Raw genomic sequence first — 26138 nt, forward strand, 5'->3', positions numbered from 1 at the left:
CGCGGCGTTATGCCAATAGCCAATGCACCAGGCGGTCTGATGCAAGTGCACCAGATGCAGGGGAGACAGGCCGGTCGCGTGGGCAAACCGGCAAACTTCACGCTTTTTCCGGGTCTGATACGAGCAAACTTCAGGACGAACCGGTAGAAAGTACGAATACGGCGCCATTGCAGCGCCGTCAGAAGGATTCACGCGTCATTCCGCGGCGCTGACCGGCGCCGCGTCAAACCTTGTCAAATCGCGCTCCGCTAAGCCCCCAACGCAACCAGTGGATGCGCCTCGCGCTTCCACTGCGAAGCCAGAAAATGCCGGACCCGCTCGGGCCGCACTTCAGCCAGCTTGGCAGGCGCCCAGCGCGGCTTGCGGTCCTTATCGATCAATTGGGCCCGCACGCCCTCGCAGAAGTCGCCCTCGTCGATCACGCGTTTGACGATGCCCAATTCCATCCGGAAGCACTCGGCGAGCGTCATCTGCCGGCCGCGCAACAGCGCCTCACGCGTCACGTACAGCATGGTGGGCGAATGGCCGGCGAGCGCGTCGTAGGTGGACTGCAGCCATTGCCTGACCTCGCGCGGCGGCTCGCGCTCCAGATCGTGGCGCAATGTCGCGACCATGCGTTCGATGCTCGAGCGCCGGTCGAAGTGCCGCAGGATCAGTTGCGTAAACGGCCCTACCGCCGCGTGCGGAATGATGTTGCACGGCGGTTCGAACACGCCGCGCAACGCGGCGAGCAGATCGCCGTCGTGCGGCATGCGCTGCAGGCGTTCTTCGAAGGTAGCGAGCCACTCGGCCGGCACGCACAGATCGGCGAGTTGCAGGCGCAATGCATCCGCGCCGGACAGCGTCGCGCCGGTCAGCCCGACATACAACGCCAGTTCCGGCGGCATCACGCCCAGAAAGTGCGTCGCGCCGACATCAGGCAGAAAGCCGATACGCGTCTCCGGCATCGCGATCTTGCTGCGCTCGGTGACGATACGCAGCCGCGCCGCCTGGCCGAGCCCCATGCCGCCGCCCATCGTCACGCCGTCGAGCAGCGCGACCACCGGCTTCGGGAACGTATGCAGCGCGTAGTCGAGCCGGTATTCGTCGACGAAGAACGCCAGCCAGCGGCTGTCGGCATTCTTCGCCAGCTTTTGCACTTCGCGCACGTCGCCGCCGGCGCAGAAGCCTTTGGTGCCCGCGCCCTTCAGCACGAGCGCGACGATGCCGTCGTCGCTACGGCAATGTTCGACCAGCACCGCGAGTTCGCGCACCATGGCGTGCGATAGCGCGTTGAGCGCGGCCGGCCGGTTCAGTGTGATGATCGCCACGCGATTGACGACGCGAAACAGAATCTCGCGTTCCGCTTCGACTTGCGTGTCGAGCGCGGCGCTTTGCACGGCGCTCATCGATTCGTCTCCTGCACGGCCTGAGCAGAGTGATCGCCCTGCTGCCCCTGCGCCACCTCCCAACGCGGTGCGCGTTTTTCGAGGAACGCGTTGACTCCTTCGCGCTGATCGGCGCCGTCGAACAGATCGACGAAACGCTCGCGCTCCAGCGCCAACGCCGCCGAGCGCGGCACGCCGTTGCGTCCCTGATGAATCAACGTCTTGCTGAAGCCGACCGCTTGCGGGCTCAGATTCGCGACCCGTGCCGCCATGCTCAGCGCGGCCTCGCGCGCGGCGCCTTTCTCGACGACTTCCTCGACCAGACCGATCCGCAACGCGGTCGCTGCGTCGACGCGTTCGCCAGTCAGGATCATCCGCTTGGCCCAGCCTTCGCCGACCAGCCAAGGCAGTGTCTGTGTGCCGCAACCGCAGGGCAGCAAGCCGACCGCCGTCTCGGGCAACGCCAGCAACGCGTGCTGTTCCGCGATGCGGATATCGCACGCCAACGCGCATTCGAGTCCGCCGCCCATCGCGTAGCCGTTGATCGCCGCGATCACCACCGGGCGCGCGTTCTGCAAGGTTTCGAACGCCGCGCCGAAGCGCGCCGCCGCAGTGCGCGCGACTTCGCGATCGCCGTCGGCGAAGGTGTTCAGATCGGCACCCGCGCTGAAAAACCTGGGGCCGTCGCCGGTGATCACGATGGCTCGCACGCGCGCCTCGACGTTCAATCGCTCGACCGTCTGCTGCAATTGCAGCAAGCCCTCGGGCGTAAACGCGTTGGCGGGCGGCCGCTTCAGCGTCAGCAGCGCGACGGCGCCGTCGTGCGCGTAGTCGAGTTCGATCATGACGCGTCCCCGTCCTTGCTGTCGTTGCGATACAACTTGATCACGGCGGAAAAGTCGAGACGTCCCGCGCCTTTCGTGCTCATCGTTTGATAAAGCTGCTGCGCAAGCGCGCCGAGATACACCGGCTGACGCGCGCTTCGGGCGGCGTCGGTGGCGAGGCCCAGATCCTTGAGCATCAGATCGGTGCCGAAACCGCCCGTATAACCGCGCGTGGACGGCGCGGTCTCGATCACACCCGGCATCGGGTTATACGTGTCCGAACTCCAGCAGCGCCCCGTCGACGTATTGATGATGCCGCCCAGCACCTTCGCGTCGATACCGAGCGCTTCGCCGAGCGACATCGCCTCGGCCACGCCCGCCATCGTGATGCCGAGCACCAGGTTGTTGCAGATCTTCGCGACCTGGCCGGTGCCGGTGTCGCCGCAATGCACGATGTTCTTGCCCATGGCCGACAGCACCGGCTTGACCTGCTCATACGCGCTCGCGCTGCCGCCCACCATGAAGGTCAGCGTGCCGGCCGCCGCGCCGCCGGTGCCGCCCGACACGGGCGCATCGACAAACCCATTGCCGTGCTGCGCCGCGAGTTCGGCGAAGGCCTTCACGCTGACCGGATCGATCGTGCTCGAATCGATGATCGTCACGCCTTTGGCGATGCCCGCGAACACGCCGTCGGCCGCGGTCAGCACGCTGCGCACATGCGCGGCGGCCGGCAACATCGTGATCACGCATTCCATGTCGGTCACCGCCGCTTGCGGCGACGCGGCGGCTTTCGCGCCGGCGTCGACCAGCGCCTGCACCGCCTGCGCGTTGAGGTCGAACACATTGACCGCGTGGCCGGCTTTGAGCAGGTTGTGCGCCATCGGCGCGCCCATGTTGCCGAGTCCGATGAAAGCTATTTTCATAATGTCGTCTCCGTGTGTTCGCGTGATCGCTGATTAAACCAGGCGCTCAGCGCAGGCTGATGGTCGTGTTGACGCCGTCGTTGACGGTGTCGTCGTCGAACCAGCGGGCCGTGACGGTCTTGGTCTGCGTGTAAAACTGCACGACCTGTTTGCCGTACGGGCCGAGATCGCCGAGTTTCGAGCCGCGCGAACCGGTAAAGCTGAAGAACGGCACCGGCACCGGAATCGGAATGTTGATGCCGACCTGCCCGATATCGATCTCGCTCTGGAACTTGCGCGCCGCCGCGCCGCTCTGCGTGAACAGGCCGACGCCGTTGCCGAACGGGTTGCGATTGACGAGCGCGATTGCGTCGTCGAGCGTGGCGGCATTCAGAATCACCAGCACCGGTCCGAAGATTTCCTGCGTGTAAATCTGCATCTCGGTTGTGACGTCGGTGAACACCGTCGGGCCGATGAAATTGCCCTGCTCGTAGCCCGGCACCTTCACGTCGCGGCCGTCGAGGGCGAGCGTGGCGCCTTCTTTCACGCCCGCTTCGATCAGGCCGAGAACGCGTTGCTTCGCCGCGCGCGAGACCACCGGGCCGACATCCGTATTCGGCTCGCTGCCCGCGTTGACCTTGAGCGTTTTCGCCTTCGCGACGATCTCCGGCACCCACTGCTGCGCCGCGCCCACCAGCACCACAACCGAGGTCGCCATGCAACGCTGCCCGGCCGCGCCGAAGCCGGCGCCGGCCAGCGCGTTCAGGGTCTGCTCGCGATTCGCGTCGGGCAGCACCACGGCGTGGTTCTTCGCGCCCATCATCGATTGCACGCGTTTGCCGTGTTCGCTGCCCAGGCGATACACGTGCGTGCCGACCGCCGTCGAGCCGACGAACGACACCGCTTTGATCAGCTCATGCGTGCACAGCGCGTCGACTACGTCTTTGCCGCCGTGCACGACGTTCAGCACGCCCTTCGGAATGCCGGCCTGGAGCGCGAGTTCGACCAGTTGCATGGTCGACATCGGGTCCTGTTCGGAGGGCTTCAGCACGAAGGTGTTGCCGCAGACGATCGCCATCGGAAACATCCACAGCGGGATCATGGCGGGGAAATTGAACGGCGTGATACCGGCGCACACGCCGATCGGCTGACGCAGCGTGTACGTATCCACGCCGCCCGCCACGTTTTCCGCAAATTCGCCCTGCTGCAAGGTGCCGATCGAACACGCATGCTCGACCACTTCCAGACCGCGGAAGATATCGCCTTCGGCATCCGGAATCGTCTTGCCCTGTTCGGCACTCAAGGTCTTCGCGATGCGCGGCATGTTCTCGCGGATCAGCGCCTGGTACTTCAGCATGATGCGCATGCGGGCGCCGATCGGCGTGTCCTTCCACGTTTTGAACGCGGCGTGCGCGGAGCTGATCGCCTCGTTCACTTCCGCGGCGGTGGCGAACGGCACGCGCGCCAGCACTTCCTGCGTGGCCGGGTTGACGATATCGCGCCATTCGGTGGTCTTCGATTCGACGAACTCGCCGTTGATCAGCAACTTGACGGTGGCCACTTCGTGCGCCGCCTGGTTCGAAGCAATTGCGTTCATGCTGAAACTCCTGTGCAGTGGCCGCGCGGCGGCCGGGCAGTAACTGGGAATGAAAAGAATCAACGCAGGTCCGGGAAATCCTCTTCCCAGTACTCGTCCGGCAAGCGCGCGGGTTCGGCTTCGCGCTCCATTTCGCGGCGCCGCAACTCGACGCGGCGAATCTTGCCGGAGATGGTTTTCGGCAGCTCGCTGAATTGCAGACGGCGAATCCGTTTGTATGGCGCGAGCTTTTCGCGCGAAAACGCAAACACGGCACGCGCGAGTTCCGGGCCGGCTTCGTAACCTTGTCGCACGGTGACGAATGCTTTGGGCACGGACAGACGCAGTGCGTCGGCGCTTGGCACTACCGCCGCCTCGCCGATCGCTTCGTGTTCGATCAGCACGCTTTCGAGTTCGAATGGGCTCAGACGATAGTCAGACGATTTGAAGACGTCGTCGGCACGGCCCACATACACGTAGTAGCCGTCGTCGCGGCGCAATGCGACATCCGACGTGCGGTAGAAACCGTTGCGCATGGCCTGCGCGGTGGCGTCGGCATTATTGGCGTAGCCGGTCATCAGGCCGAGCGGACGCGCGCCGTTGAGCGGCAACGCGATTTCGCCTTCCGTGACGGGTTGATCGTCGGCATCGACCAGTTCGATCCTGTAGCCGGGCAACGGACGTCCCATCGATCCCGCCACCACCGGTTGTCCCGGCGAGTTGCCGATCTGGCAGGTCGTTTCGGTCTGGCCGAAACCGTCGCGGATCGTAATGCCCCAGGCGTGCTTCACGCGCTCGATGATCTCCGGATTCAACGGCTCGCCCGCGCCGACGATCTCGCGCAGCTTGACCGGATAGTCGGTCAGAGGCTCCTGCACCAGCATGCGCCAGACGGTGGGCGGCGCGCACAACGTGGTGACGTTGAAACGCACCAGCACGTTCAGCGTGTCTTTCGGCACGAAGCGCGGGAAGTTGAACACGAACACGCAGGCCTGCGCATTCCACGGCGCGAAGAAGCAGCTCCACGCGTGCTTGGCCCAACCCGGCGAGCTGATGTTCCAGTGGATGTCGTTCGGTTGCAGGCCGATCCAGTACATGGTCGACAGATGCCCGACCGGATAGCTTTGATGCGTATGTTCGACCAGCTTCGGCTTCGACGTCGTGCCCGACGTGAAGTACAGCAGCAGCGGATCGGTGGCGAGCGTGACGCCCTGCGGGGCGAAGTGCGGCGACGCTTCGTAGGCCGCGGCAAGATCGAGCCAGCCGTCGCGCGGTGCGCCGGCCGAGATGCGCGTGAGCGGCACGTCGAGCGTGTCGAATTTGCTCAACTCCGCGCTGTCGACCACCACGAATTTCGCGCCGCCGATCTGCACGCGATCGCGCACGTCGTCGGCTGACAACTGCGTGGTGGCGGGCAGCACGATCGCACCGAGCTTCATCGCGGCGAGCATCACGTCCCATAGTTCGACGCGGTTCGGCAGCATCAGCAGCAAGCGGTCGCCGCGGCCCACGCCGACACTGCGCAGATAGTTCGCCATGCGCGACGAGCGCTCCGACATCTGCGCGTACGACAGGCGCAGACCGTCGCTGGTGGGGTCGTCGACAATCCACAGCGCCGGGTTGTGATTGTCGCGCGCGATCACGTCGAAGTAGTCCAGCGCCCAGTTGAACTCGCCCAACGCCGGCCACGTGAATTCGCGGTACGCCCGGTCGTAGTCGGTTCGGTGGCGCAGTAGGAAGTCGCGCGCGTCGAAGAAACCTTTCGCTGCCGTCATCGTCGTCTCCTGTGTCGATCCGGGTTGGCGGTGGGCGCCGACTCGGGTCGCATTGGTGGCGCGCTATGCGCTCCATTTTTTTGGCTTTGCTGCGTTGCTGCTTTGGTTCTTTGCCACTTTGGTTCTTTGCCGCTTTACACCCACGCGCCGACTTCCTCGCGCGTCGGCTCCGCGGTCAAACTATTTTGCGCTCAAACGCGGTCTGCCTCGCGTTTAAACATTGCGCGCAATCACCATACGCTGCACTTCGCTGGTTCCTTCGTAAATCTGCGTGATGCGGGCATCGCGATAGTGACGCTCCACGGCATAGTCTTCCAGATAGCCGTAGCCGCCGTGAATCTGGATCGCCTTCGAACAGATCTGCTCGGCCGCTTCCGACGCGAACAGTTTCGCCTGCGACGCCTCCGACAAACACGGCAACCCTTCCGTGCGCAAGCGCGCGGCGTGATGCACCAGCAAGCGCGCGGCGTTCAATTGCGTGGTCATGTCGGCGAGCATGGAAGCGATGGCCTGGTGATCCTTGATCGCCTTGCCGAACTGCATGCGTTCGCTCGCATAGAGGCGCGCGGCGTCGAACGCGGCCCGCGCAATGCCAACCGCCTGCGCCGCAATGCCGATCCGACCGCCTTCCAGATTCGACAGCGCGATGCGCAAGCCCTCGCCCGGTGCGCCGAGCAGGTTCTCTTCCGGCACCGCGCAATCGTCGAGCGAGATCGGGCAGGTGTCGGACGCGCGAATGCCGAGCTTGTGCTCCGGCTTGCCGACGTTGAAGCCCGGCGTATCGGTCGGCACGATGAAGGCCGACAACCCACGCTTGCCGAGCTCGGGATCGGTGACGGCGAACACGATCGCGATATCGGCGCGCGAGCCGTTGGTCACGAACTGCTTGCTGCCGTTGAGGATCCACTTGCCGTCCTGCAGCACGGCGCGGGTGCGCAGATTGTTCGCCTCGGAACCCGCCTGCGGCTCGGTCAGACAGAACGCGCCGATACTGCGGCCAGCCGCGAGGTCTTGCAGATAGCGGTCTTTCTGCGGCTGGGTGCCGAAGTTGAGAATCGGCCCGCAGCCGACCGAGTTATGCACGCTCATCAGCGTGGCGCACGACGCGCAGCCAGCCGCGATCTCTTCGATCGCGAGCGCGTAGGCCACGTAGTCGGTGTAAGAACCGCCCCATTCCGCCGGCACGATCATGCCGAGCAAGCCGAGCTCGCCCATCTGCGTGACGACCTCCGCGGGCAATTGCGCTTCGCGGTCCCATTGCGCCGCGTGCGGTGCGAGTTGTTCGGTGGCGAAGTCACGCGCGGCGTCGCGGATCATTCGTTGGTCTTCGGTGTAGAAGCTGTCCATGGCGCTCGATCCTGTCTGGTCCGTCTGATCACGGTGAAGGCCCTGTCTCCCGGGCGCCCGCGATCTCATAAAAGACAAGTGTAGGCAAGCCGCTGGACAGGTTCGATGCTCAGCCCGATCATTCTGGCTGAGCGCATTTGCCATACTGATACTATGCAAGCCCGATTCGAGCCGCAAGTTCAAGGGCTTGGCGAATCGTCACAAGGAAAATGTTGAGCGCTTTTGCCAGCTTGAGCAGAGTCAGATGAAAAACGACAAGGGCACGATTTCCGTCAGCATGGTCGGGGAAACCCTGGCGCTGGCGCGCGCGAGCGGCTTCGACGCGCTGCCGCTGGCCGAAGCGACCGGCATCGCGGCGGCGCTGCTGGCTTCGCCGAAGAGCCGTGTGTCGGCGGCGCAATACGGCGCGCTGTGGGCCGGCATCGCGCGCGCACTGGACGACGAGTTTTTCGGCCAGGATTCGCATCGCATGAAAAGCGGCAGCTTTATCGCGATGACGCAGACCGTGTTGACCGCGCGCAACGGCGCGCAGGCGCTCGCGCGGGCGGTCGGCTTCATGCGGCTGGTGCTGGACGATCTCGGCGCGCGCGTCGAAACCGATGCGCAGCGCGTGAGGCTGCGTTTCGTCGAGCGCGAGGGCGCGCCGCCGCCGGCCATGTTTGCCTATGCGACGTGGTTCATCCTCGTTTATGGACTGCTGTGCTGGCTGGTCGGGCGGCGTATTCCGTTGTTCGAGGCGCGTTTTCGCTGCGCCGAACCGCCCGCCGCGCGCGAATACCGGCTGATTTTCTGCGACGAGATGCGCTTCGATCAGGCCGAGTCTTATGTCGATTTATCGCCGGCGTTTCTCGAACTGCCCATCATTCAGACGACGAAATCGGTCAAGCCGTTTCTACGCGATGCGCCCGGCAGTTTTATCGTCAAGTATCGCAATCCTGGCTCGCTCGCGGCGCGCGTGCGCAAGATGCTGCGCGCGCTGCCGATGTCTGGCTGGCCCGCCGCCGACCGGATGGCCGGGCGGCTGAATGTGGCCGAGGCGACCATGCGGCGGCATCTGAAGCAGGAAGGCTATACGTATCAGTCGATCAAGGACGACCTGCGGCGCGACATCGCGATCGGCGAGTTGCAGGACACCGACCGCACGATTGCGGATATTGCCGCGTCGGTGGGCTTTGCCGAGCCGAGCGCGTTTCATCGCGCGTTTCGGAAGTGGACGGGGATGCGGCCGACTGATTATCGGCCGGTGGGAGGTGGGGTGGGTGCTGGTGCGGCTACGGCTGGTGCGGCTGGTACCGCGAGCACGGGTAGTACGGCGGTAAAGGCGGTGAAGACGCCAGGCAAGGCGCGCGGCGATTTCACGCGGCGCGCGGAATCGGACTAAGCTGTAAGAAGCAGGCCTGCCTTACCAGAGGGTTCGGCCCGCGCCGCTCGCATCCTGTCGACGCGGCGCGGCAGCCGTCAGCGATGAGCACGTATCCGCGTCTCCCGTTCCGGCAGTCTGGCTCGCGCATGCCGCTTATCCGTGGCGGTGCCGTGAGCCGGTTGATGCGCGGCATGACCGCGCTCGGCGTGCTTTTGACCATTGGATTCGCATCGTGCGAATCGATGGCGCCGTTGCGGGCCGAAGCGGCGGTGGCGCCCGGCAGCGTGGTGGTGATTCCGGTGGATGGCGCGATCGGTCCGGCCAGCGCCGACTTTATCGTGCGCAGCCTGCAACGCGCCGCCGAGCAGCGCGCGCAACTCGCCGTGCTGCAACTCGATACGCCCGGCGGCCTCGATACGTCGATGCGGCAGATCATCAAGGCGATTCTCGCGTCGCCGGTGCCGGTGGCCACGTTCATTGCGCCGAGCGGCGCGCGGGCCGCGAGTGCCGGGACGTATATCGTCTATGCCAGCCATATCGCGGCGATGGCGCCGGGGACCAACCTCGGCGCGGCGACGCCGATTCAGATGGGCATGGGCGGTGCGGAGCCGCCCGCGGGTGGTGGAATGCCGGGGTTGCCCGGTGCCGGTGCCGGTGCCGGTGCCGGTGCCGGTGCCGGTGCCGGTGCCGGTGCCGGTGCCGGTTCAACGAGTGCCAGTGGCACATCAGGCGCGTCCGCCGCTGCCAAGGCTAGCGCCAACACCCTCCCCCTCGACACCCAATCGACCGAACTCCGCAAGCAGGTTCACGACGCCGCCGCCTACATCCGCGGCCTCGCGCAAATGCGCGGGCGCAACGCCGACTGGGCCGAGCGCGCGGTACGCGAAGCCGTCAGCCTGTCGGCCGCGGAAGCCCTCGCGCAACACGTGGTCGATCTGAACGCGCGCGACCTCCCCGACCTGCTGCGCCAACTCGACGGCCGCAAGGTCACCACCCGCAGCGGCGACGTCACGCTCGACACCGCCCACGCCCCGATCGTCACACTCGAAGCCGACTGGCGCAGCCGCTTCCTCGCCGTCATCACCGATCCCAATGTGGCACTGGTCCTGCTGATGATCGGCATGTACGGCCTGTTCTTCGAATTCGCCAACCCGGGTTTCGTGCTGCCGGGCGTGGTCGGCGCGATCAGTCTGCTGATCGGCCTGTTCGCGATGCAGATGCTGCCGGTCAATTACGTCGGCCTCGGTCTGATCTTTCTCGGCATCGCGTTCCTGATCGGCGAGGCGTTCCTGCCGACCTTCGGCTCGCTCGGTTTCGGCGGCGTGGTCGCGTTCGTGATCGGCGCGTTGATGCTGATCGATACCGACGTACCCGGCTACGGCATTCCCCTGCCGATGATCGCCGCCGTCGTCGTGTTCAGCGTGCTGTTCGTGCTCGGGGTATCGCGGCTCGCGTTGCGCGCGCGGCGGCGGCCGGTGGTGACGGGAGCGGAGGCGCTGATCGGCAGCGTCGGCGTGGTGCTCGACGGGGGTTTGCTGCCTGAAAACCCAGCTGAAAACCCGGCTGAATACGCTGCTGGAAGCGCTGCTGAAAACACAGTTGGCAACGCAACCCCAGGCCCCACGAGGAGCGCGGTCAGCGCCGCCAACCGCACCGCCACCCTCCCCGAAACAACCCCCGCCGACGCCCCGCTCGCCGGCTGGGCGCAAGTGCATGGCGAGCGCTGGCGGGTGTCCAGCGCGGCCCCGGTTGCGGCGGGCCACACCGTGCGGGTCATCGCGCGGCGCGGCCTGACGCTCACCGTGGTGCCGACGGAAGGGCGACAACAAGGAGAACGCTCATGATCGGTTTCACATTCGGCTTCACCAGCATTCTGATTCTGCTGGTGGCCGCACTGATTGCTTCATCGATACGGATTTTTCGCGAGTACGAACGCGGCGTCGTGTTCATGCTCGGGCGCTTCTGGAAGGTCAAGGGGCCGGGCCTCGTGCTGATCATTCCGATCGTGCAGCAGGCGGTGCGCATGGATCTGCGCACGATCGTCTTCGACGTGCCGCCGCAGGACGTGATTACGCGCGACAACGTCTCGGTGAAGGTCAACGCGGTGGTCTATTTCCGCGTCGTCGATCCGGAGAAGGCGGTGATTCAGGTGGCGCGTTACTTCGAGGCGACCAGCCAGTTATCGCAAACCACGCTGCGCGCGGTGCTCGGCAAACATGAACTCGACGAACTGCTAGCCGATCGCGAGCAGCTCAACGCCGACATCCAGAAAGTGCTCGACGCACAAACCGACGCGTGGGGTATCAAGGTGTCGATCGTCGAAATCAAGCACGTGGACATCAATGAAACGATGATTCGCGCGATCGCCCGTCAGGCCGAAGCCGAGCGCGAGCGGCGCGCCAAGGTGATTCACGCGGAAGGCGAATTGCAGGCCTCGCAGCATCTGCTGGAAGCGGCGCAAACGCTGGCGCAGCAACCGCAGGCCATGCAACTGCGCTATCTGCAAACCCTCACCACGATTGCCGCCGACAAGAATTCGACGATTGTGTTTCCGCTGCCGATCGATCTGTTGAGCGCGGTGCTGGATCGCTTCAGCAAACCGTCGGCTTCCTAGTTGGCTTTATCAGCGGCTTCATCAGCGACCGTGTCGCGAGATCCCGATTGAGCCGCGAAGTGAAACGGTGCATTGCCTTCAATCGCCTTACTCGACATAGAGGCCAAAACTAGAATACGGGGATTGTTTTTAACCGCTCCCTGGGAGCTCGTCATGAAAATTGCATCTCTGGTTGGACTCGGCGCGTTGTTGACCGCCGTGAGTATGAGCAGCGCGTTCGCGCAGACTTCGGTTCGCGCCAATGACCCGTCAGCGCCGAAAACGCGCGCCGAGGTCCGGGCCGATCTCGCCGATTGGCGCGCCGCCGGATACGATCCGCTCGACTGGATCGACTATCCGGACAACGCGCAGCGCGCGGGGCGCATCGTCGCGGCACGGCGCGCGCAAGCGGCCGGCGGGACGATGACGCAGTAAGCGGCTTCCGCCGTTACGCGGCATGCCGGGCCGCCCGCGACTGCAACGGTCGTGGGCGCTGTGGGTTAGGCGTGTCTTTCCTGTCCGCTTGGTCCGCTTGCCTGCGTCTACGCTCCACGCTCGCGTTTTCCGCACTTCCCCACAACATCGTAAATCCGCTTGCCGCGCCGCCTCGCTCGCTGGCAAGGTATCATCTCGCCCCTTCGACACACCCCGCAGTGGGAATCCGCACGATGCCAATCTGGGTTGACGCCGACGCCTGTCCGGTCGTGATCAAGGAAATGCTGTACCGCGCCGCGCGCCGCACCGGCATGACGCTGACGCTGGTCGCCAATTCGTTTCTACGCGTGCCGCCCTCGCCGCTGATCCGCGCGATCCAGGTGCCGGCCGGTTTCGACGCCGCCGACAATCTGATCGCCGAGCGCGTCGTCGCGGGCGATCTCGTGATTACCGCCGACATTCCGCTTGCCGCCGCCGTGCTGGCCAGACACGCGCAGGCGCTCGACCCGCGCGGCGAGTGGTACACGCCCGGCACGATCGAAGAACGGCTGCGCATGCGGTCGATGCTGGACCAGTTGCGCGGCAGCGGCGTCGACACCGGCGGCCCGGCCGCCTTCAGCCCGCGCGACAGCAAGAGCTTCGCGAGCGAGCTGGATCGCTGGCTGGCGCGGCAACCCAAACCCGCCGCGCCAATTGATGCGCCGACGCCACAGTCGCCCGACGAATCGTCCACCGCCTAAGCGTTTGCGCATGACTTCAAGCCCCGACACGCCGTGCCGCCGTCAATCGTGATTACAATCCGGCCGTAGCGCCGCCGTGCTGCTCGGCAGTTGCGGCGCCGACGCAAGAGCCACACAAACAAAGCGACGCCGAGCGCCGCATCGCCCGATTTTCAGCCTCACCGCCTCAACCACAAGAAACGCTTTCTGAACGACGAGAGACCCGCCTCATGGACGCCATAAACCGCTACTTCGGCTTCGACGCCGCCGGCACCAACCTGCGCACCGAAGTGCTCGCAGGACTGACCACCTTCCTGACGATGGCTTACATCATCTTCGTCAACCCGGCGATTCTCGGCGACGCCGGCATGCCGAAAGACGCGGTGTTCGTCGCGACCTGCATCGTGGCCGCGCTGGCCTCGCTGATCATGGGTCTGTACGCGAATTACCCGATCGCGCTCGCGCCCGGCATGGGCCTGAACGCGTACTTCGCGTACACGGTCGTCAAGGGCATGGGCTTCACGTGGCAGGCCGCGCTCGGCGCGGTGTTCATCTCCGGCTGCCTGTTCATGATCGTCACGCTGTTTCGGGTGCGCGAGGTGATTGTCAACGGCATTCCGCACTCCATCCGCATCGCGATCACTGGCGGCATCGGCCTCTTTCTCGCGATCATTTCGCTGAAGACGGCCGGCGTGGTGGTCGGCAATCCGGCCACGCTCGTCACGCTCGGCGATCTGCACAGCCCGCACGTGATTCTCGCGGTGATCGGCTTCTTCGCGATCGTCACACTCGACTATCTGCGGGTGCGCGGCGCGATTCTGATCGGCATTGTCGGCGTGACCGTGTTGAGCTTTTTCTTCGGCGGCAACCAGTTTCACGGCATCGTCTCCGCGCCGCCGTCGATCACGCCGACGCTGTTCCAGCTCGACATTCGCGGCGCGCTGTCCACCGGCGTGCTGAACGTGATCCTCGTATTCTTCCTCGTCGAACTGTTCGACGCGACCGGCACGCTGATGGGCGTGGCCAATCGCGCGGGGCTGCTGGTGGAGGGCAAGATGCATCGACTGAACCGCGCGCTGCTCGCCGATAGCACGGCGATTCTGGCGGGCTCGATGCTGGGCACGTCGTCGACCACCGCGTATATCGAAAGCGCGTCGGGCGTGCAGGCGGGTGGACGCACCGGCGTCACCGCGATCACCGTCGCCGTGCTGTTTCTCGCGGCGCTGTTCTTCGCGCCGCTGGCGGGCGTGGTGCCCGGCTATGCGACGGCGCCGGCGCTGCTCTACGTGTCGTGTCTGATGCTGCGCGAAATGCTCGACCTGCCGTGGGACGACGCCACCGAAGTCGTGCCGGCCGCGCTGACCGCGCTGCTGATGCCGTTCACCTATTCGATCGCCAACGGCGTCGCGTTCGGCTTCATTTCGTATGCGGGATTGAAACTGCTGACGGGCCAGGCGCGCAAGGTGAAGCTGGTAGTGTGGATCATCGCCGCGATCTTCCTGTTCCGCTACTTCTATCTCGGCAGCGAATAATGGCGACGCCTGATCTGAATATCTAAAAAGTCGGCTGCCGCGCGATGCGGCAACGACATGAGTCGATGCGGCGCAAAGCCGCACGCTCAGACAAGCTCAAGCACGATTGGACTCGTTCAGGCTCGATTACTTGGGACGCCGGTTGGCGCGGTTGCTTCACCCTCCACGCTTCCGGCAGTCAGACCATTGGCGCCTCAGTTGCGCCAGTTCGCTTCGTAGAAGCGCACATAGCCGCTTCGCAACACCAGGCACTGCGCGCGCGTTTCCGACAGCAAACGCCGCGTGGCCGCTTCGATCCGGGTGCGATGCGCGTCGAATGCGCCGACCATGTCTTCCAGCCGCGGCGATGCCGCGCCGTAGTGGTCTTCCAGCGCTTCCGCGGTGATCATGCATTCCACCCTTTGCCCGTCGACCATCGCCGGGAACGCCAAAGTGAGTTCGCGACCTGAATATTCAGGAGTTTCTTTCGGGAATAGGATCTGCATGGGAGTTCACCTGGAAGGTTGGGCGCCGCGCATGATGCCGCCGGGTTATGCGCACGCCGGTTACGTCCGATCGCGCCTGCCGTTGCCTCCTCCTTGTTCGATTGCCGGCGACGCGGGCTCGTCACCCCATGACGACGGCCGCGCAATTCGCGCCCCGCGGAGGTGATTTGATTCACTCTAGACGAGTTCTGGCGCGGCGCAAGTTTTCCTTTTCGTTTGCTTGATTTTGGTGCCTGTTGCGGTTTTTTTAGGGCGCGCGGTGGGCGCGAACCCGGTTCTTTCCGGTGCCGCGCACGATGCGCTTCGTCCTGTAATATCGCTGTTGGGCCGCAAACGCATATGTTGCGATGCGGCATCGAGCGACGGGCAACGCACCCGTCGCGTCCGATCACCGGAGACACGCATTGACCCAACGCCCAGCCTCGCCGGCCAGCATCGGTCGGCCTGATGTCATCGCGCAAGCTCACGCCCGCTCGGTCGAGATCGGCCTGCGTGCGTCGGAAACGCCGGATTTTCATCCGCTGCGTCAGCCGGTGTTGCGCGAGCTCGTCGAGCGCAATCAATCGCTTTACACGCATGCTTTGCCGGTCATGGAGACGCTGCACGCGCAGATCGTCGACACGCAAAGCATGGTGCTGCTCACCGATAGCCACGGCGTGATCCTGCATAGTCTCGGCGACAGCGACTTCGTCGAGAAAGCCAATCGCGTCGCGTTGTGTCCGGGCGTGTCGTGGGCCGAAGCGGATCGCGGCACCAATGCGATCGGCACCGCGCTGGTCGACGGACAACCCACCGTCGTGCATGGCGGCGAACATTTTCTGCATGCCAACCGGATTCTCACCTGTTCGTGCGCGCCGATCGCCGATCCGTTCGGACGCACCATCGGTGCGCTCGACGTGAGCGGCGACACGCGCGGCTTTCATAAGCACACGCTCGCGCTCGTCAGAATGTCGGCGCAGATGATCGAAAATCATCTGTTCTCCAACCAGTTCGCCGATGCGATCCGGGTTCACTTTCACGCGCGCGCGGAATTCATCGGCACGCTGTTCGAAGGGCTCGCGGCCTTCGCGCCGGACGGCCGGTTTCTGTCGGCGAATCGCAGCGCGCTGTTTCAATTCGGGCAGCCGCTCACCGATCTGCAACGGCAACCGATCGATGCGTTGTTCGGAATCGCGTTCGCGAAGCTGTTGCAGCAGATCACGCGCGCGCCTGGCGAGAGCATTGAACTGACATTGCCGAGCGGCGTGCGCGTGGTGGCGCGCGGCGAGTACGCGACGCCGCGTTATGTCGCGCCGGCGGAGAGTCGGGCGGGTTCGTCGCGCGAGTTTGGATCCGGGTCGGCGCAGGCGACCTTCACGGCGGCACAGCAGCGAGGCGAGCCCGTCCCGCTCGCGACCCTGGAAACGCTCGACACCGGCGATGCGCACATGGCCACGGTGCTGCGGCGTGTGGCCAAACTGCGTGGCCGCGATATTCCCCTTCTCGTGCTCGGTAAGACCGGCACCGGCAAGGAATGGCTCGCGCGTGCGATCCATCACGATTCGCCGCGACGGAGCGCGCCGTTCGTCGCGTTGAATTGCGCGTCGCTGCCGGACACGCTGATCGAAGCCGAACTCTTCGGCTACGAAGACGGTGCGTTTACCGGCGCGAAAAAGCGCGGCAGCATCGGCAAGATCGTGCAGGCCGACGGCGGCACGCTGTTCCTCGACGAAATCGGCGATATGCCGCTTGCGCAGCAGGTGCGGCTGATGCGGGTGCTGCAAGAACGCACCGTCGTGCCGCTCGGCGGCACGCGCGCGATTCCGGTCGATCTGCGCGTTATCTGCGCAACGCACCGCAATCTGCGTGAAATGATCGAAGCGGGCACCTTCCGCGAAGACCTGTATTACCGGATCAACGGGCTCGTCGTCACGTTGCCGGCGCTACGCGAGCGCAGCGATCTGGCGGCGCTCGTCACGCGCATCCTGGCGTTGCAGCCGGATGGCGAGCGTCTGCCGCGCCGTGTGTCGGCCGCGGTGCTCGAGCGTTTCGCGCAGTGTCGCTGGCCAGGCAATTTGCGGCAGATGGCCAACGTGCTGCGCACCGCGAGCATCATGGCCGAAGGCGCGGAGCAGATCGAGCTCGATGATTTGCCGGAAGACTTTTTGCAGGATTGCGTCGATTTGGCGGGCGGTGAGGGGGTGAGGCCGTTGGCGGCGGTGACGGCGGCGGTGGCACGCTGCGATGATGGCGACGCTCGCGGCGCGCGTGTTGCGACGCAATCGCCCGCGCGAATGGAGGAGTGGCAGGCCACGTTGATCACGCAGACGCTCGCTCGGCTCGGCGGTAATGTGTCGGCGGCGGCACGCGAACTGGGACTGGCGCGTAATACCGTGTACAGGTATTTGCGGCGCACCGGGACGACGCATTGAGGTGGGGCATTGAGGTGGCTTGTTAACACAGTCAACAGAACCAGCACCGTGTAAAGTGTGACGCAATCCGTCACAGACTCACACGATGTCCGATTCCACCCGCCCGCCGCTGGTTCGCGTCGAACCGCTCGGCCAGAGCTTCGACGCACCCGATTCTCTGACCATTCTCGAAGCCGCCGGGTTCGCGAATCTGCGTTTGCCGCGCTCGTGCCGCAATGGCACGTGCCGCACGTGTATGTGCCGGATGACGGCGGGACGCGTGCGCTACACGATCGAATGGCCGGGGCTGAGCCGCGAAGAAAAGACCGAAGGCTATATCCTGCCGTGCGTGGCGATCGCGGAAACCGATGTGGTGCTGCACGTCCCCGATGCGCTCGGGCTGGCGCCACTGAAATGAATGCAGCGCCATCGGCATCTTGAGCACCGATGCGCGCTAACCTGGCTTAGCGCGAGTTGCCCATTGCCCGGGCGATTTTTTTATCCGTGGTGTACTGGCTCAGCGCATACACCGACCAGATCGCGGCCGGAATCCAGCCGATCACCGTGAGTTGCAGCAACAGACAGATGATCCCCGCGAACGGACGGCCGATCGTGAAGAACTGGAACCACGGCAAAACGATGGCGAGCAAGAGACGCATTCGAAATTCCTGTCTGGGTAATGATGATGGCGGCAAGCGTGTTTCGAGTGCGAGCGCAATGACGATGGCTATGGCGATAACAACCGCTACCGCCTTACCGCCAAACTGAACGCAAACACAAACACCAACACGAACGTCTAGCTGATCGGCGCGAAGCGCGCCACCTTTACGCCGTCGACCTCGACCAGCTCGAAAAACACCGAAGCCGGACGCGTCCAGATCGTACCATTGGCCGCTTTGTACACAATCATCGTGACCGTGGGATCGGACTCCAGCGTGGCCTCGCAAACCAGTTCATACAGACCGCCTTTGTAGTGCCGGTAACGCACCATTCGAATGCTCCTTCGTTGAATTGAAAACCGCAGCACGTGGGGCCGGTGACGCTCGACGCATCCCCTGCGGAAACATCGTTCCGAGCTCAGCCGCCCTCTTTCATCTGCTTCAGAATCTTGTAGACGGTGGCGCGCCCCATCGTCAGCACGGCCGCCACGTAGTTCGCCGAACTGCGGCCGCGAAATGCGCCTTGCGCATGCAGCGCTTCGACGATTTCACGCTTGTGCTCGCGCGTGAGCGCGTTGACGCCGATCTGCCGCTCGCGCAGCCACGTGTGCAGGTACGTATTGATGCGGTCCTGCCAGTCGTCGCGGAACAGGTCCTCCGAGGGCGCGTCCGACAGCGTGCCGCCCTTGATGAACAGATCGAGCGTCGAGCGCACGTCTTCGAACACCGCGATGTTGAAGTTGATGCACAACATGCCGGCCGGCTTGCGCTCGTCGTCGAACAGGATGTTGCTCACGCAGCGCATGCGCCGGCCGTCCCAGTTCAGCTTCTCGTACGGACCGATGGTCTGGCCGCGCGCCGCATAGTGGACTTCGTCGAGCACCGACGGGCCGCCGACCTCGAGCTTCGACAGATTGTTCACGAGGTAGACGATGGTCTGATCGCGCAGGTCGTGTATCACCACTTCGGCACACGGATAAAACAGCGCCGCTATGCCGTCGGCGATGGGAGCGTAGCGCTCCAGCAGCAGGTCTTTCACAGGAGACACGGTTGTCTTGCGCATTGGAAAATCGCAGTGTTCGAAGGATGCCGCGTGCCCGCCATGCCGGATGGCCTCGCGCGGCAACTCGCCATTGTAGCCACCCGGCCCGGCCGCCGCGACCGCCGCACCGATCACGCCCTCAAAAACCGGCAGCGCGCGCAACGTCGCCATCGCACGCGGCGAATTTTGTTCGCTTGGCGAGTGTTTTTTTTTCGTGCGATAAAAGACCATCTATTCCACGGAGCAACAGATGGCCACGCTCGAAGCGTTTCGCGCCGTGCTCGATGACGAAGGCACGCCGGAAATCATCCGCAATCACATCATCGATTCGCTGCAGTACACGCTGCGCAATCACGGACAGATCTTTACGTCGAAGGAAGTCGAATGGCTGGCGGGCTGGGATGACGCGCGCATTCCGCTGGCGGCGTCGCGCGAGTTGCAGAAGCGCGTTGCCGAGACCGCCCGCTGAGGCGGTACGCCGCTCGCCGCGGCCGACATTGGCACGCTGAACGACGCGCTGAAGGTCGCGCCGGCCGCGTGACGGCACGCGACGGCTGTGCGGGCACCCCGCCCGTGTCGGTCGCGATTCGCTCAAAGCCCCGCCAGCCGGGCGGCAGACTCGCGCGTGGAACTTTTCGCTATCCAATCAGCCCCATTTAGTGCATCATATTGGAATAGCTGCATTCCGAATTCGCATTGTCGGGAGCAAAAAGCGGCAGCAACACGTAACACCCAGGCAACACCGGGCAGTCTCAAACCCGCATCTCCGCACCACCCTCGACTGTTCGACCGCCGCCTGTCGGCGATCCCGTCACTCCGGCAATGCGCTGCATGCATGCGCCGTCGCGAGTAGTGCAGCTGAGTGGTTCAGCTTTTACGCGCCCGATGTCCGCGCGACATCAGCGTGTTTCTTCTCCATCGAATCCGCGATTTTGCGCGGCCGCGCTCAAGCCCTTGCCATCGGGCCTGTGCCAACCTTTTTCCATGGCGGCGCGCCCCAGGGTGCTGCGCTGCCCGGCCTGTCGTGCCGCGCGTAACACGCGTGACACGCTGGCCACGTAATACAGGACACGTGCTTCATGAATTCAGTTGTCAAGACGTACAAGGGTTATGAAATTCACCCGCTCGTCTATCCGCGCCGTCCGGCGGACGGTCAAACGAGCCGCAATCCGGACGCGGGCTACGACGCGTCGGTGCGCATCTGCCGCGTGGGCGCCAATCCGGCGGCCGACGGCCGGGTGTTCCGTCTGCAGTATCTGTTTCCGTTCGACGGTACGGGCAAGGCGCGCATCGCGTGCATGGCTCACGCCGAACAACTGATCGACGGCCGTGTAGACGGCCAGTCCGTCGCCGATCTTTGAGCGGTACTATCAGCGCATAGGCTGATGCCGCACGACAGTGGGCCTGAAAGCCAACTGTCAACCGTAATCCCTGCTGTTCACCCGGTCTTGCCGGGACCAGCAACCCGCTATCCCATCGACCAGGAGTTATGCATGGCGAAAGAAGAACTGCTTGAACTTGACGGTATCGTCGACGAAGTACTTCCGGACAGCCGTTACCGCGTGACGCTCGACAACGGCGTCGTGGTTGGCGCTTACGCGTCCGGACGCATGCGCAAGAACCACATCCGTATTCTCGCGGGTGACCGCGTTACGCTGGAACTGTCGGTCTACGACCTGACCAAAGGCCGGATCAATTTCCGTCACAAAGACGAGCGCGCCAGCGGTGGTGGCGGAGCCCGCAACAATTCGCAATTCCGTCGCCGTTAAGACGGACCGCACGCTGAGCGCGTTCCACACGGCGCCGGTGTGATTTATTGCAGTCAGTTGTACGCGAAGCCTTTCGCGCGCCTTCTCCGGCTTGACTCGTTGAATCGAGCCTGAGCGGCGCGCTGCGGCGGCGTTCGTTCACCAGCCTGACCTCGACCTGCCGCTTGCGGCGGCAACGGCGTTTCACACCCTCGCGGCCCTGAACGGCGCCAGGCGTTTTTGTCTCCGTCTCTATCTTTACCCTCCGAATACCGCACCGAGATCCTCGTCGGCGGCGCTTTGGCGCACCTGCGCGATCACGCGCTCTTCCAACTCCGCCAGATGCTCGCGCATCGCCGCCAACGCGGCTCGCAGGTCGCCTTTGTCGAGCGCCTCGATGATTTGCAGGTGTTCATCCGCGGAACAGGTCGAGCCTTTCGACGGGTCGAACAAGGCCTTGTAGAGCTCGGTCTTCGCGACGAGTTGTCCGACCAGCCCCAACAATTCCGTGCCGCCCGCCAATTCCGTCAATAACACGTGAAACTGGCCCGCGAGACGCACCGACTCGTCGATCGCGCCACCGCGCACCGCTTTCTCCTCGCTGCGCACGTGCGCGCGCAGACGTCGCCTGTGCTGCGCGCTCAACGCCCCGCACAGCGCCGCGACGATGCCCGCTTCGACGATCTGCCGCGCGCGATAGACCTGGTGAATGTCCTCTTCCGACGGCGACGGCACGAACGCGCCGCGATTCGCCTCCAGCACCAGCTTGCCCTCGAAACCCAGCCGCGCCAGCACCTTGCGCAACGCGCCCCGCGTGCAACCGAACGCGGCGGCGAGATCCCGCTCGACCAGTTGCGCGCCCGGCCGCAAGCGGCCTTGCAGCAACGCCGTGGTGATCGACGCGTAGACGCGTTGTTCGACGCTGACAGGATCGTCCTCGGGCACGCTGGGGATGACCGTTGCGGTGTCGGCGGACGGTGAACGACGGGAACGTGTGGCCATGGTTTCGGTGATGGGTGACTGAGCGATAACAAAGCGATGACTAAGCGATGACTAAGCGCGACTCCGCGCGCTGAAAACCGCGTGCCGGCGCGGGGCATTCTAGCGGCGACGCCAAGCCGGCGCCATCCGCTTACGTCGTGAGCTATACCGGGCATTGCAAAAATGGTTAACCATTCCAGGTTATTATGGTTGACCAAAAATTCGCTTGTGTGGTTTTTTCATCGCACGTCAGTGTCCTTGCCGTCGCTGGCCGCGCCACGTTTTGAACCGGCGCTCGCTCGCGCGATGGCGCCGCTTTTCCGTCTCCAGGTCTATCGTGAATTCGCCCTCCAGCGCCAGCCCGACCCCTCGCCATGCGAACGACGCATCCCAAACGCTTACCTGGCAGGACGCGTTGTGGCTCGGCGCGATCGTCGTTATTGGCGTGAATCTGCGGCCTTTGCTGACGTCGATCAGTCCGCTGATGACCACGATTCGCGCGGCCACCGGTCTGAGCTTTTACGGCGCGTCGTTGCTGACCAGCTTGCCGGTGGTGGCGATGGGCATCGGTGCGTTCGGCGCTAGCGCGTTGACCCGCGTCCTCGGCGAAACGCGCGGCGTCGCGCTGGGCTTGCTGGCGATCGCGCTCGCGTGTGGCGCGCGCTGGGTAACGGCCAGCGGCGCGGCGTTGTTGCTGACGGCCGCGCTCGCCGGGGTCGGCGTCGCCGCCGTGCAGGCGTTGCTGCCGGCCGTGATGAAGCAGCGCTTTCACGCGCGTGTGCCGCTCGCCATGGGCGTGTTCTCGGCGTCGATCATGGGCGGCGGCGGGCTTGGCGCGCGCCTGAGTCCGTGGGTGAGCAATGCACTGGGGTCGTGGCATGCGGGTCTCGCGGTGTGGGCGTTGCCGGCGGTGGTTGCGCTGGCTTGCTGGCTGGGATTGAATCGGTGGCGCTCGGGCGTGTCTTCGGGCGTGGGCGTGGGCTCGGGCGTGGGCTCGGGCGTGGGCGTGGGCTCGGGCGCGGCCTCAGCCGTGCCTTCGAACTCCCCCTCAACCGCGCCTTCGCCGCACGGACATTCAACCAGTTCCTCAACCAGTTCCTCAACCCAGCATTCGAACCGATCTTCGACGCAGCCCGCGCCAACTCATCCCTACGCCTCCACGACGCAATCCCCACTCTGGCGCAAACGCCGCGCATGGACGCTGGGCTTGTTCTTCGGCATCGTCAACGGCGGTTACACCAGCCTCGTCGCGTGGCTGCCGGCGTTCTATCAACAGCGTGGCGTCAGCGTCACGGATAGCGGTTCGCTGCTTGCCGGCATGACGGTTTTCCAGGCCGCCGCGGCCTTGTTGTTGCCGCTTGCCGCCGCGTCGTTCCGGGATCGGCGGCCGTGGCTGGTGCTCGGCCTGTCCGCCCAACTCGTCGGACTGCTCGGACTGATCGCGTGCCCCGACACGGCCGCTTGGCTGTGGGTCGGCGTCGCCGGTGCGGGGCTCGGCGGCACGTTCTCGCTGACGCTCGTCACCGCGATGGATCATTCCGCCGACCATCGCGTCGCCGGCAAGCTGGTCGCCTTCACGCAAGGAGTCGGCTTCGTGGTGGCCGCGATCGCGCCGATGCTCGCCGGCATGGTGCGCAGTTGGACCGGCAGCTTCGGGGCCGCGTGGGTGATGCTCGCCGCGTGCGTCGTCGCGATGATCGGGCTAAGTCTGCTGTTTTCGCCACGGAGCTATGACCGGTGGAATTGACGAGGCAGGTCGGTCCGTCGTCATTCCGCTAAAACCGCGCACTCGAAACAAGTGGCCGGCAGTTAGCTGACCAACGCCACGCCGGCCGATTCAAAGTCGACTTAAAGCCGACTCAAAGCCGACTCATTTCCGCCCGCCCCAATCCCCCGCCCTCCCGCCGCGCCCACTCCAGACGCGGCTTACGCACGCTCGCCCGGCCCGTCGCGCATGAAGTCCTACGCGCCGGGTAATTCCTCCGACACACAAATAGAAACACCTGATTGCCTAACCTCGTCAGGCTATTTAATCTCCTGTTCGAGCTAATTTTTCAACTGCCCAGAAAAACCGCGATACCTCACCCAGTTCATCGCGGCGAAAAAGGAATTCACAACGGGCGTTAGCAGCATCGATTAGTTAGCCATCCTGACGTAGCCGCAACACGACCACATCAGGCGAGACAGTCATTTTCATTTGTCGTACGAGGTAGAACAAGATGCAAAAAGAGAGACACGAAAGCGGGAGCAAAGCTTCCCGCACAACGATCAAGGCAATGGCCACGCCGCGATCAACCAGCACCGTACGCCGGACGCTAGCCCAAGCCGCCGCGCTATCGCTTTCGCTGACCTTCGCCGCCTGCGGCGGAAGCAACGGCAGCAGCGCAATCGGTTCAGGTGCGAACAGCGAAGCCGCAACACCCGACGCCAAAGCCGACGTCGAAACCTCGGCCGCATTCGCCGCGGCATCGACCACCGTGCCGCTCGCGCTGTCGCTGAAAATGAATACCGACGGACTCGAGGCCGACGCCAGCAACGACCGCTTCATCATCAAATACCGCGACGGCACAACCGAACGCGACTCGACTTCGGCGGTGCAATCGAGACTGCAGAAACTGTCCGGGGCGTTCCCCGCGAAAGCGCACCATTTCCGCCGTACCGGCATCGGCGCCGACGTCGTGACGACCGACCGCAAGCTGACCATGAAAGAGGCGAAGGCGTTCATGCGCGCCATCGCCTCGGACCCGAACGTCGACTATATCGAGGCCGACCGCGAGATGTCCACGACGATGGCGCCGAACGACCCCGACTACAGCAAGCAGTGGAGTTTGAGTTCGACCCAGAAAGCCGGCGGCTATCCGGGCATTCGCGCGGAAAGCGCGTGGGACATGGCGAACGGCGCCGGCGCGGTGATCGCGGTCGTGGATAACGGCACCACCAGCCATGCCGACCTGAACGCGAACATCCTGCCCGGTTACGACTTCACGTCGACCAATCGCGGCGGCAACGGGACCAACCCCGGCATCCTCACCGAAACCTGCGCGATCGACTGGCACGGCACGCATGTCGCGGGCATCGCCGCCGCGCTGACCAACAACGGCTACGGCGGTGCCGGCATCGCGCCCGGCGCCAAGGTCGTGCCGGTGCGGGTGATGAATGCCTGCGGCAAGGGCTATACGTCCGACATCGCCGACGGCATCGTCTGGGCAGCCGGCGGCACGGTGTCGGGCGTCCCCGCCAACACGCACCCGGCGAAGGTCATCAACCTGAGCCTGGGCGGCCTCGGCGGCTGCGAATCCACGCTGCAGAATGCGCTCGACTTCGCCGTTTCGCGCGGCGCCACCGTGGTCGCCGCGGCGGGCAACAACTCGACGAGCGCGACGAATTTTTCGCCGGCCAACTGTCGCAATGTGATCAGCGTCGGCGGCAGCAACCGCTGGGGCTCGCGCTGGGTCAACTCGAATTACGGGCCGACGGTGGACATCGCCGCGCCCGGCGACTCGATCTGGTCGACCTATAACAACGGCACCGCAAAGCCCGGCACCGAAGGGTATGCCTATGCGTCCGGCACGTCGATGGCGGCGCCGGCGGTGAGCGGCGTGATCGCGCTGATCCAGTCGGTGGCGCCCGCCCCGCTGACGCCCATCGAAATGCGGACCCTGCTCGCGCAGAACGTGCAGCCGTTTACCGGCGGCGCACCGGACCAACCGATCGGCGCCGGAATTCTGGATGCGACCGCAGCGGTGACAGCGGCACGGCTCGGAAGAATTCCGGCGGCGGCGAACTTCACCTGCAAGCAGAGCGATAAGTTGATGCATGTCTCGTGCACGGATCTGTCGACCGCGCGCGGCGCGCCGATCCGCTCATGGACATGGAACTTCGGCACGGCGGCGGCCGACACGGTCACCACGAAATCGACCAACCCCGAGCTCGATGTCGAGCAACCCGGCACGTACGAATTCACGCTGACGGTAACGGATGCCAACGGTGGCATCAGCAAAGTGACGCGCCCGTTCGAAGTCGAACCCATGCGGGTCACGGACATTAGTGACGACGGAACCGCGGTGCGATTCCCGATGAACGCCGCCGACAAGCAGTATTTTTCGGTGACGATTCCGCCGGGCGTGAGAAGTTCGGTGGCGCAGGTGGGCGTCAAAAGCCTGACCTTCACGCTGTCGCCCGACACAACCCGCGACGTTGCCACGATGTCGCTGAAAAGCGGTACGGCCTTGATGACCAACCCGAGTTGTACATCCGTCATGTCGGGCGGAAAGTCGGCCGTCTGCGCGGTGAATGGCGTGGCGGTTGGCACTTACTACGTGCTGGTGAGCAGCGCGTCGGCGATCGATAACGTGTCGATCAAGGCTGTCTCGTTGTACTACTACCAATAGGCAACCTCG

Annotated in this window: 24 protein-coding genes; 13 read left to right on the forward strand and 11 right to left on the reverse strand. The window is 64.5% G+C overall.

Annotation, left to right across the window (positions count from 1 at the left end):
- Positions 1-248 precede the first annotated feature (248 nt).
- From FA94_RS29225 to FA94_RS29250, 6 genes are all read right to left on the reverse strand, one after another.
- On the reverse strand, positions 249-1388 hold the full coding sequence (locus FA94_RS29225; protein WP_035557936.1) for an enoyl-CoA hydratase/isomerase family protein: 1140 nt from the start codon (positions 1386-1388) through the stop codon (positions 249-251).
- Positions 1385-2212, reverse strand: coding sequence for an enoyl-CoA hydratase (locus FA94_RS29230; RefSeq protein ID WP_035557940.1), 828 nt, complete (start codon positions 2210-2212; stop codon positions 1385-1387). Before FA94_RS29230 ends, FA94_RS29225 begins: the two co-directional genes overlap by 4 nt.
- Positions 2209-3114, reverse strand: a complete 906-nt coding sequence (gene mmsB, locus FA94_RS29235) for a 3-hydroxyisobutyrate dehydrogenase (protein WP_035557943.1) — start codon at positions 3112-3114, stop codon at positions 2209-2211. Before mmsB ends, FA94_RS29230 begins: the two co-directional genes overlap by 4 nt.
- A 46-nt stretch (positions 3115-3160) precedes the next feature.
- Entirely contained in the window at positions 3161-4690 is a 1530-nt protein-coding gene (locus FA94_RS29240) for a CoA-acylating methylmalonate-semialdehyde dehydrogenase (RefSeq protein ID WP_035557946.1), read from the reverse strand.
- A gap of 59 nt (positions 4691-4749) precedes the next feature.
- Positions 4750-6444, reverse strand: coding sequence for an AMP-binding protein (locus FA94_RS29245; protein ID WP_035557949.1), 1695 nt, complete (start codon positions 6442-6444; stop codon positions 4750-4752).
- 213 nt (positions 6445-6657) lie between these two features.
- Positions 6658-7791, reverse strand: a complete 1134-nt coding sequence (locus tag FA94_RS29250) for an acyl-CoA dehydrogenase (protein WP_035557952.1) — start codon at positions 7789-7791, stop codon at positions 6658-6660.
- Positions 7792-8035: 244 nt separating this feature from the next.
- On the opposite strand from FA94_RS29250, the gene FA94_RS29255 reads away from it, so the two are divergent.
- From FA94_RS29255 to FA94_RS29280, 6 genes are all read left to right on the forward strand, one after another.
- On the forward strand, positions 8036-9172 hold the full coding sequence (locus FA94_RS29255; RefSeq protein ID WP_081936218.1) for an AraC family transcriptional regulator: 1137 nt from the start codon (positions 8036-8038) through the stop codon (positions 9170-9172).
- Positions 9173-9255: 83 nt separating this feature from the next.
- Positions 9256-10998 (forward strand): NfeD family protein, encoded by a 1743-nt coding sequence (locus FA94_RS29260; RefSeq protein WP_035557955.1) that lies wholly within the window; start codon positions 9256-9258, stop codon positions 10996-10998.
- Positions 10995-11768: a slipin family protein gene (locus FA94_RS29265; RefSeq protein ID WP_035557958.1), complete on the forward strand. Its 774-nt coding sequence runs from the start codon at positions 10995-10997 to the stop codon at positions 11766-11768. The genes FA94_RS29260 and FA94_RS29265 overlap by 4 nt, the downstream gene beginning before the upstream one ends.
- A 153-nt stretch (positions 11769-11921) precedes the next feature.
- Positions 11922-12182, forward strand: coding sequence for a DUF4148 domain-containing protein (locus FA94_RS29270; protein WP_035557961.1), 261 nt, complete (start codon positions 11922-11924; stop codon positions 12180-12182).
- Between the two features lie 233 nt (positions 12183-12415).
- Complete coding sequence (locus FA94_RS29275; RefSeq protein WP_035557966.1) at positions 12416-12922, forward strand: YaiI/YqxD family protein; 507 nt, start codon at positions 12416-12418, stop codon at positions 12920-12922.
- A 209-nt stretch (positions 12923-13131) separates the two neighbouring features.
- Positions 13132-14433, forward strand: coding sequence for an NCS2 family permease (locus tag FA94_RS29280; protein ID WP_035557969.1), 1302 nt, complete (start codon positions 13132-13134; stop codon positions 14431-14433).
- A gap of 194 nt (positions 14434-14627) precedes the next feature.
- On the opposite strand, the gene FA94_RS29285 is transcribed toward FA94_RS29280, so the two are convergent.
- Entirely contained in the window at positions 14628-14918 is a 291-nt protein-coding gene (locus FA94_RS29285) for a DUF1488 family protein (protein ID WP_035557972.1), read from the reverse strand.
- A 404-nt stretch (positions 14919-15322) separates the two neighbouring features.
- On the opposite strand from FA94_RS29285, the gene FA94_RS29290 reads away from it, so the two are divergent.
- On the forward strand, positions 15323-17329 hold the full coding sequence (locus FA94_RS29290) for a sigma-54-dependent Fis family transcriptional regulator (RefSeq protein WP_035557976.1): 2007 nt from the start codon (positions 15323-15325) through the stop codon (positions 17327-17329).
- 85 nt (positions 17330-17414) lie between these two features.
- Entirely contained in the window at positions 17415-17726 is a 312-nt protein-coding gene (locus FA94_RS29295; RefSeq protein WP_035557979.1) for a 2Fe-2S iron-sulfur cluster-binding protein, read from the forward strand.
- Between the two features lie 46 nt (positions 17727-17772).
- Here the strand turns inward: FA94_RS29295 and FA94_RS29300 are convergent, their stop codons facing one another.
- The 3 genes from FA94_RS29300 to FA94_RS29310 all read right to left on the reverse strand — a co-directional run bounded on the left by FA94_RS29300 (position 17773) and on the right by FA94_RS29310 (position 19030).
- Positions 17773-17967 carry a YqaE/Pmp3 family membrane protein gene (locus FA94_RS29300; RefSeq protein WP_035557981.1) on the reverse strand — a complete coding sequence of 65 codons (195 nt, stop codon included), beginning with the start codon at positions 17965-17967 and terminating at the stop codon, positions 17773-17775.
- Between the two features lie 137 nt (positions 17968-18104).
- Positions 18105-18299 carry a DUF1653 domain-containing protein gene (locus tag FA94_RS29305; protein ID WP_035557983.1) on the reverse strand — a complete coding sequence of 65 codons (195 nt, stop codon included), beginning with the start codon at positions 18297-18299 and terminating at the stop codon, positions 18105-18107.
- Positions 18300-18385: 86 nt separating this feature from the next.
- Positions 18386-19030, reverse strand: a complete 645-nt coding sequence (locus tag FA94_RS29310) for a helix-turn-helix transcriptional regulator (protein WP_035563390.1) — start codon at positions 19028-19030, stop codon at positions 18386-18388.
- 229 nt (positions 19031-19259) lie between these two features.
- On the opposite strand from FA94_RS29310, the gene FA94_RS29315 reads away from it, so the two are divergent.
- The 3 genes from FA94_RS29315 to infA all read left to right on the forward strand — a co-directional run bounded on the left by FA94_RS29315 (position 19260) and on the right by infA (position 20778).
- The gene (locus FA94_RS29315; RefSeq protein ID WP_035557984.1) at positions 19260-19478 is read left to right on the forward strand and encodes a hypothetical protein; all 219 of its coding nucleotides are present in this window, start codon (positions 19260-19262) and stop codon (positions 19476-19478) included.
- A gap of 610 nt (positions 19479-20088) precedes the next feature.
- Positions 20089-20370: a hypothetical protein gene (locus FA94_RS29320; RefSeq protein WP_035557986.1), complete on the forward strand. Its 282-nt coding sequence runs from the start codon at positions 20089-20091 to the stop codon at positions 20368-20370.
- Positions 20371-20502: 132 nt separating this feature from the next.
- Positions 20503-20778, forward strand: coding sequence for a translation initiation factor IF-1 (gene infA / locus FA94_RS29325; protein ID WP_035557988.1), 276 nt, complete (start codon positions 20503-20505; stop codon positions 20776-20778).
- A 237-nt stretch (positions 20779-21015) separates the two neighbouring features.
- Here the strand turns inward: infA and FA94_RS29330 are convergent, their stop codons facing one another.
- Positions 21016-21759 carry a GntR family transcriptional regulator gene (locus tag FA94_RS29330; RefSeq protein ID WP_197070256.1) on the reverse strand — a complete coding sequence of 248 codons (744 nt, stop codon included), beginning with the start codon at positions 21757-21759 and terminating at the stop codon, positions 21016-21018.
- A 316-nt stretch (positions 21760-22075) separates the two neighbouring features.
- Here FA94_RS29330 and FA94_RS29335 point away from each other — a divergent pair, with 316 nt between their 5' ends.
- A complete protein-coding gene (locus tag FA94_RS29335) occupies positions 22076-23485 on the forward strand; it encodes an MFS transporter (RefSeq protein WP_035557991.1) in 1410 nt (469 codons plus the stop codon).
- A gap of 529 nt (positions 23486-24014) precedes the next feature.
- On the forward strand, positions 24015-26129 hold the full coding sequence (locus tag FA94_RS37425; protein WP_051980857.1) for a S8 family serine peptidase: 2115 nt from the start codon (positions 24015-24017) through the stop codon (positions 26127-26129).
- Positions 26130-26138: the final 9 nt, after the last annotated feature.

The organism is Burkholderia sp. 9120, from assembly GCF_000745015.1.
Taxonomy (GTDB): domain Bacteria; phylum Pseudomonadota; class Gammaproteobacteria; order Burkholderiales; family Burkholderiaceae; genus Paraburkholderia.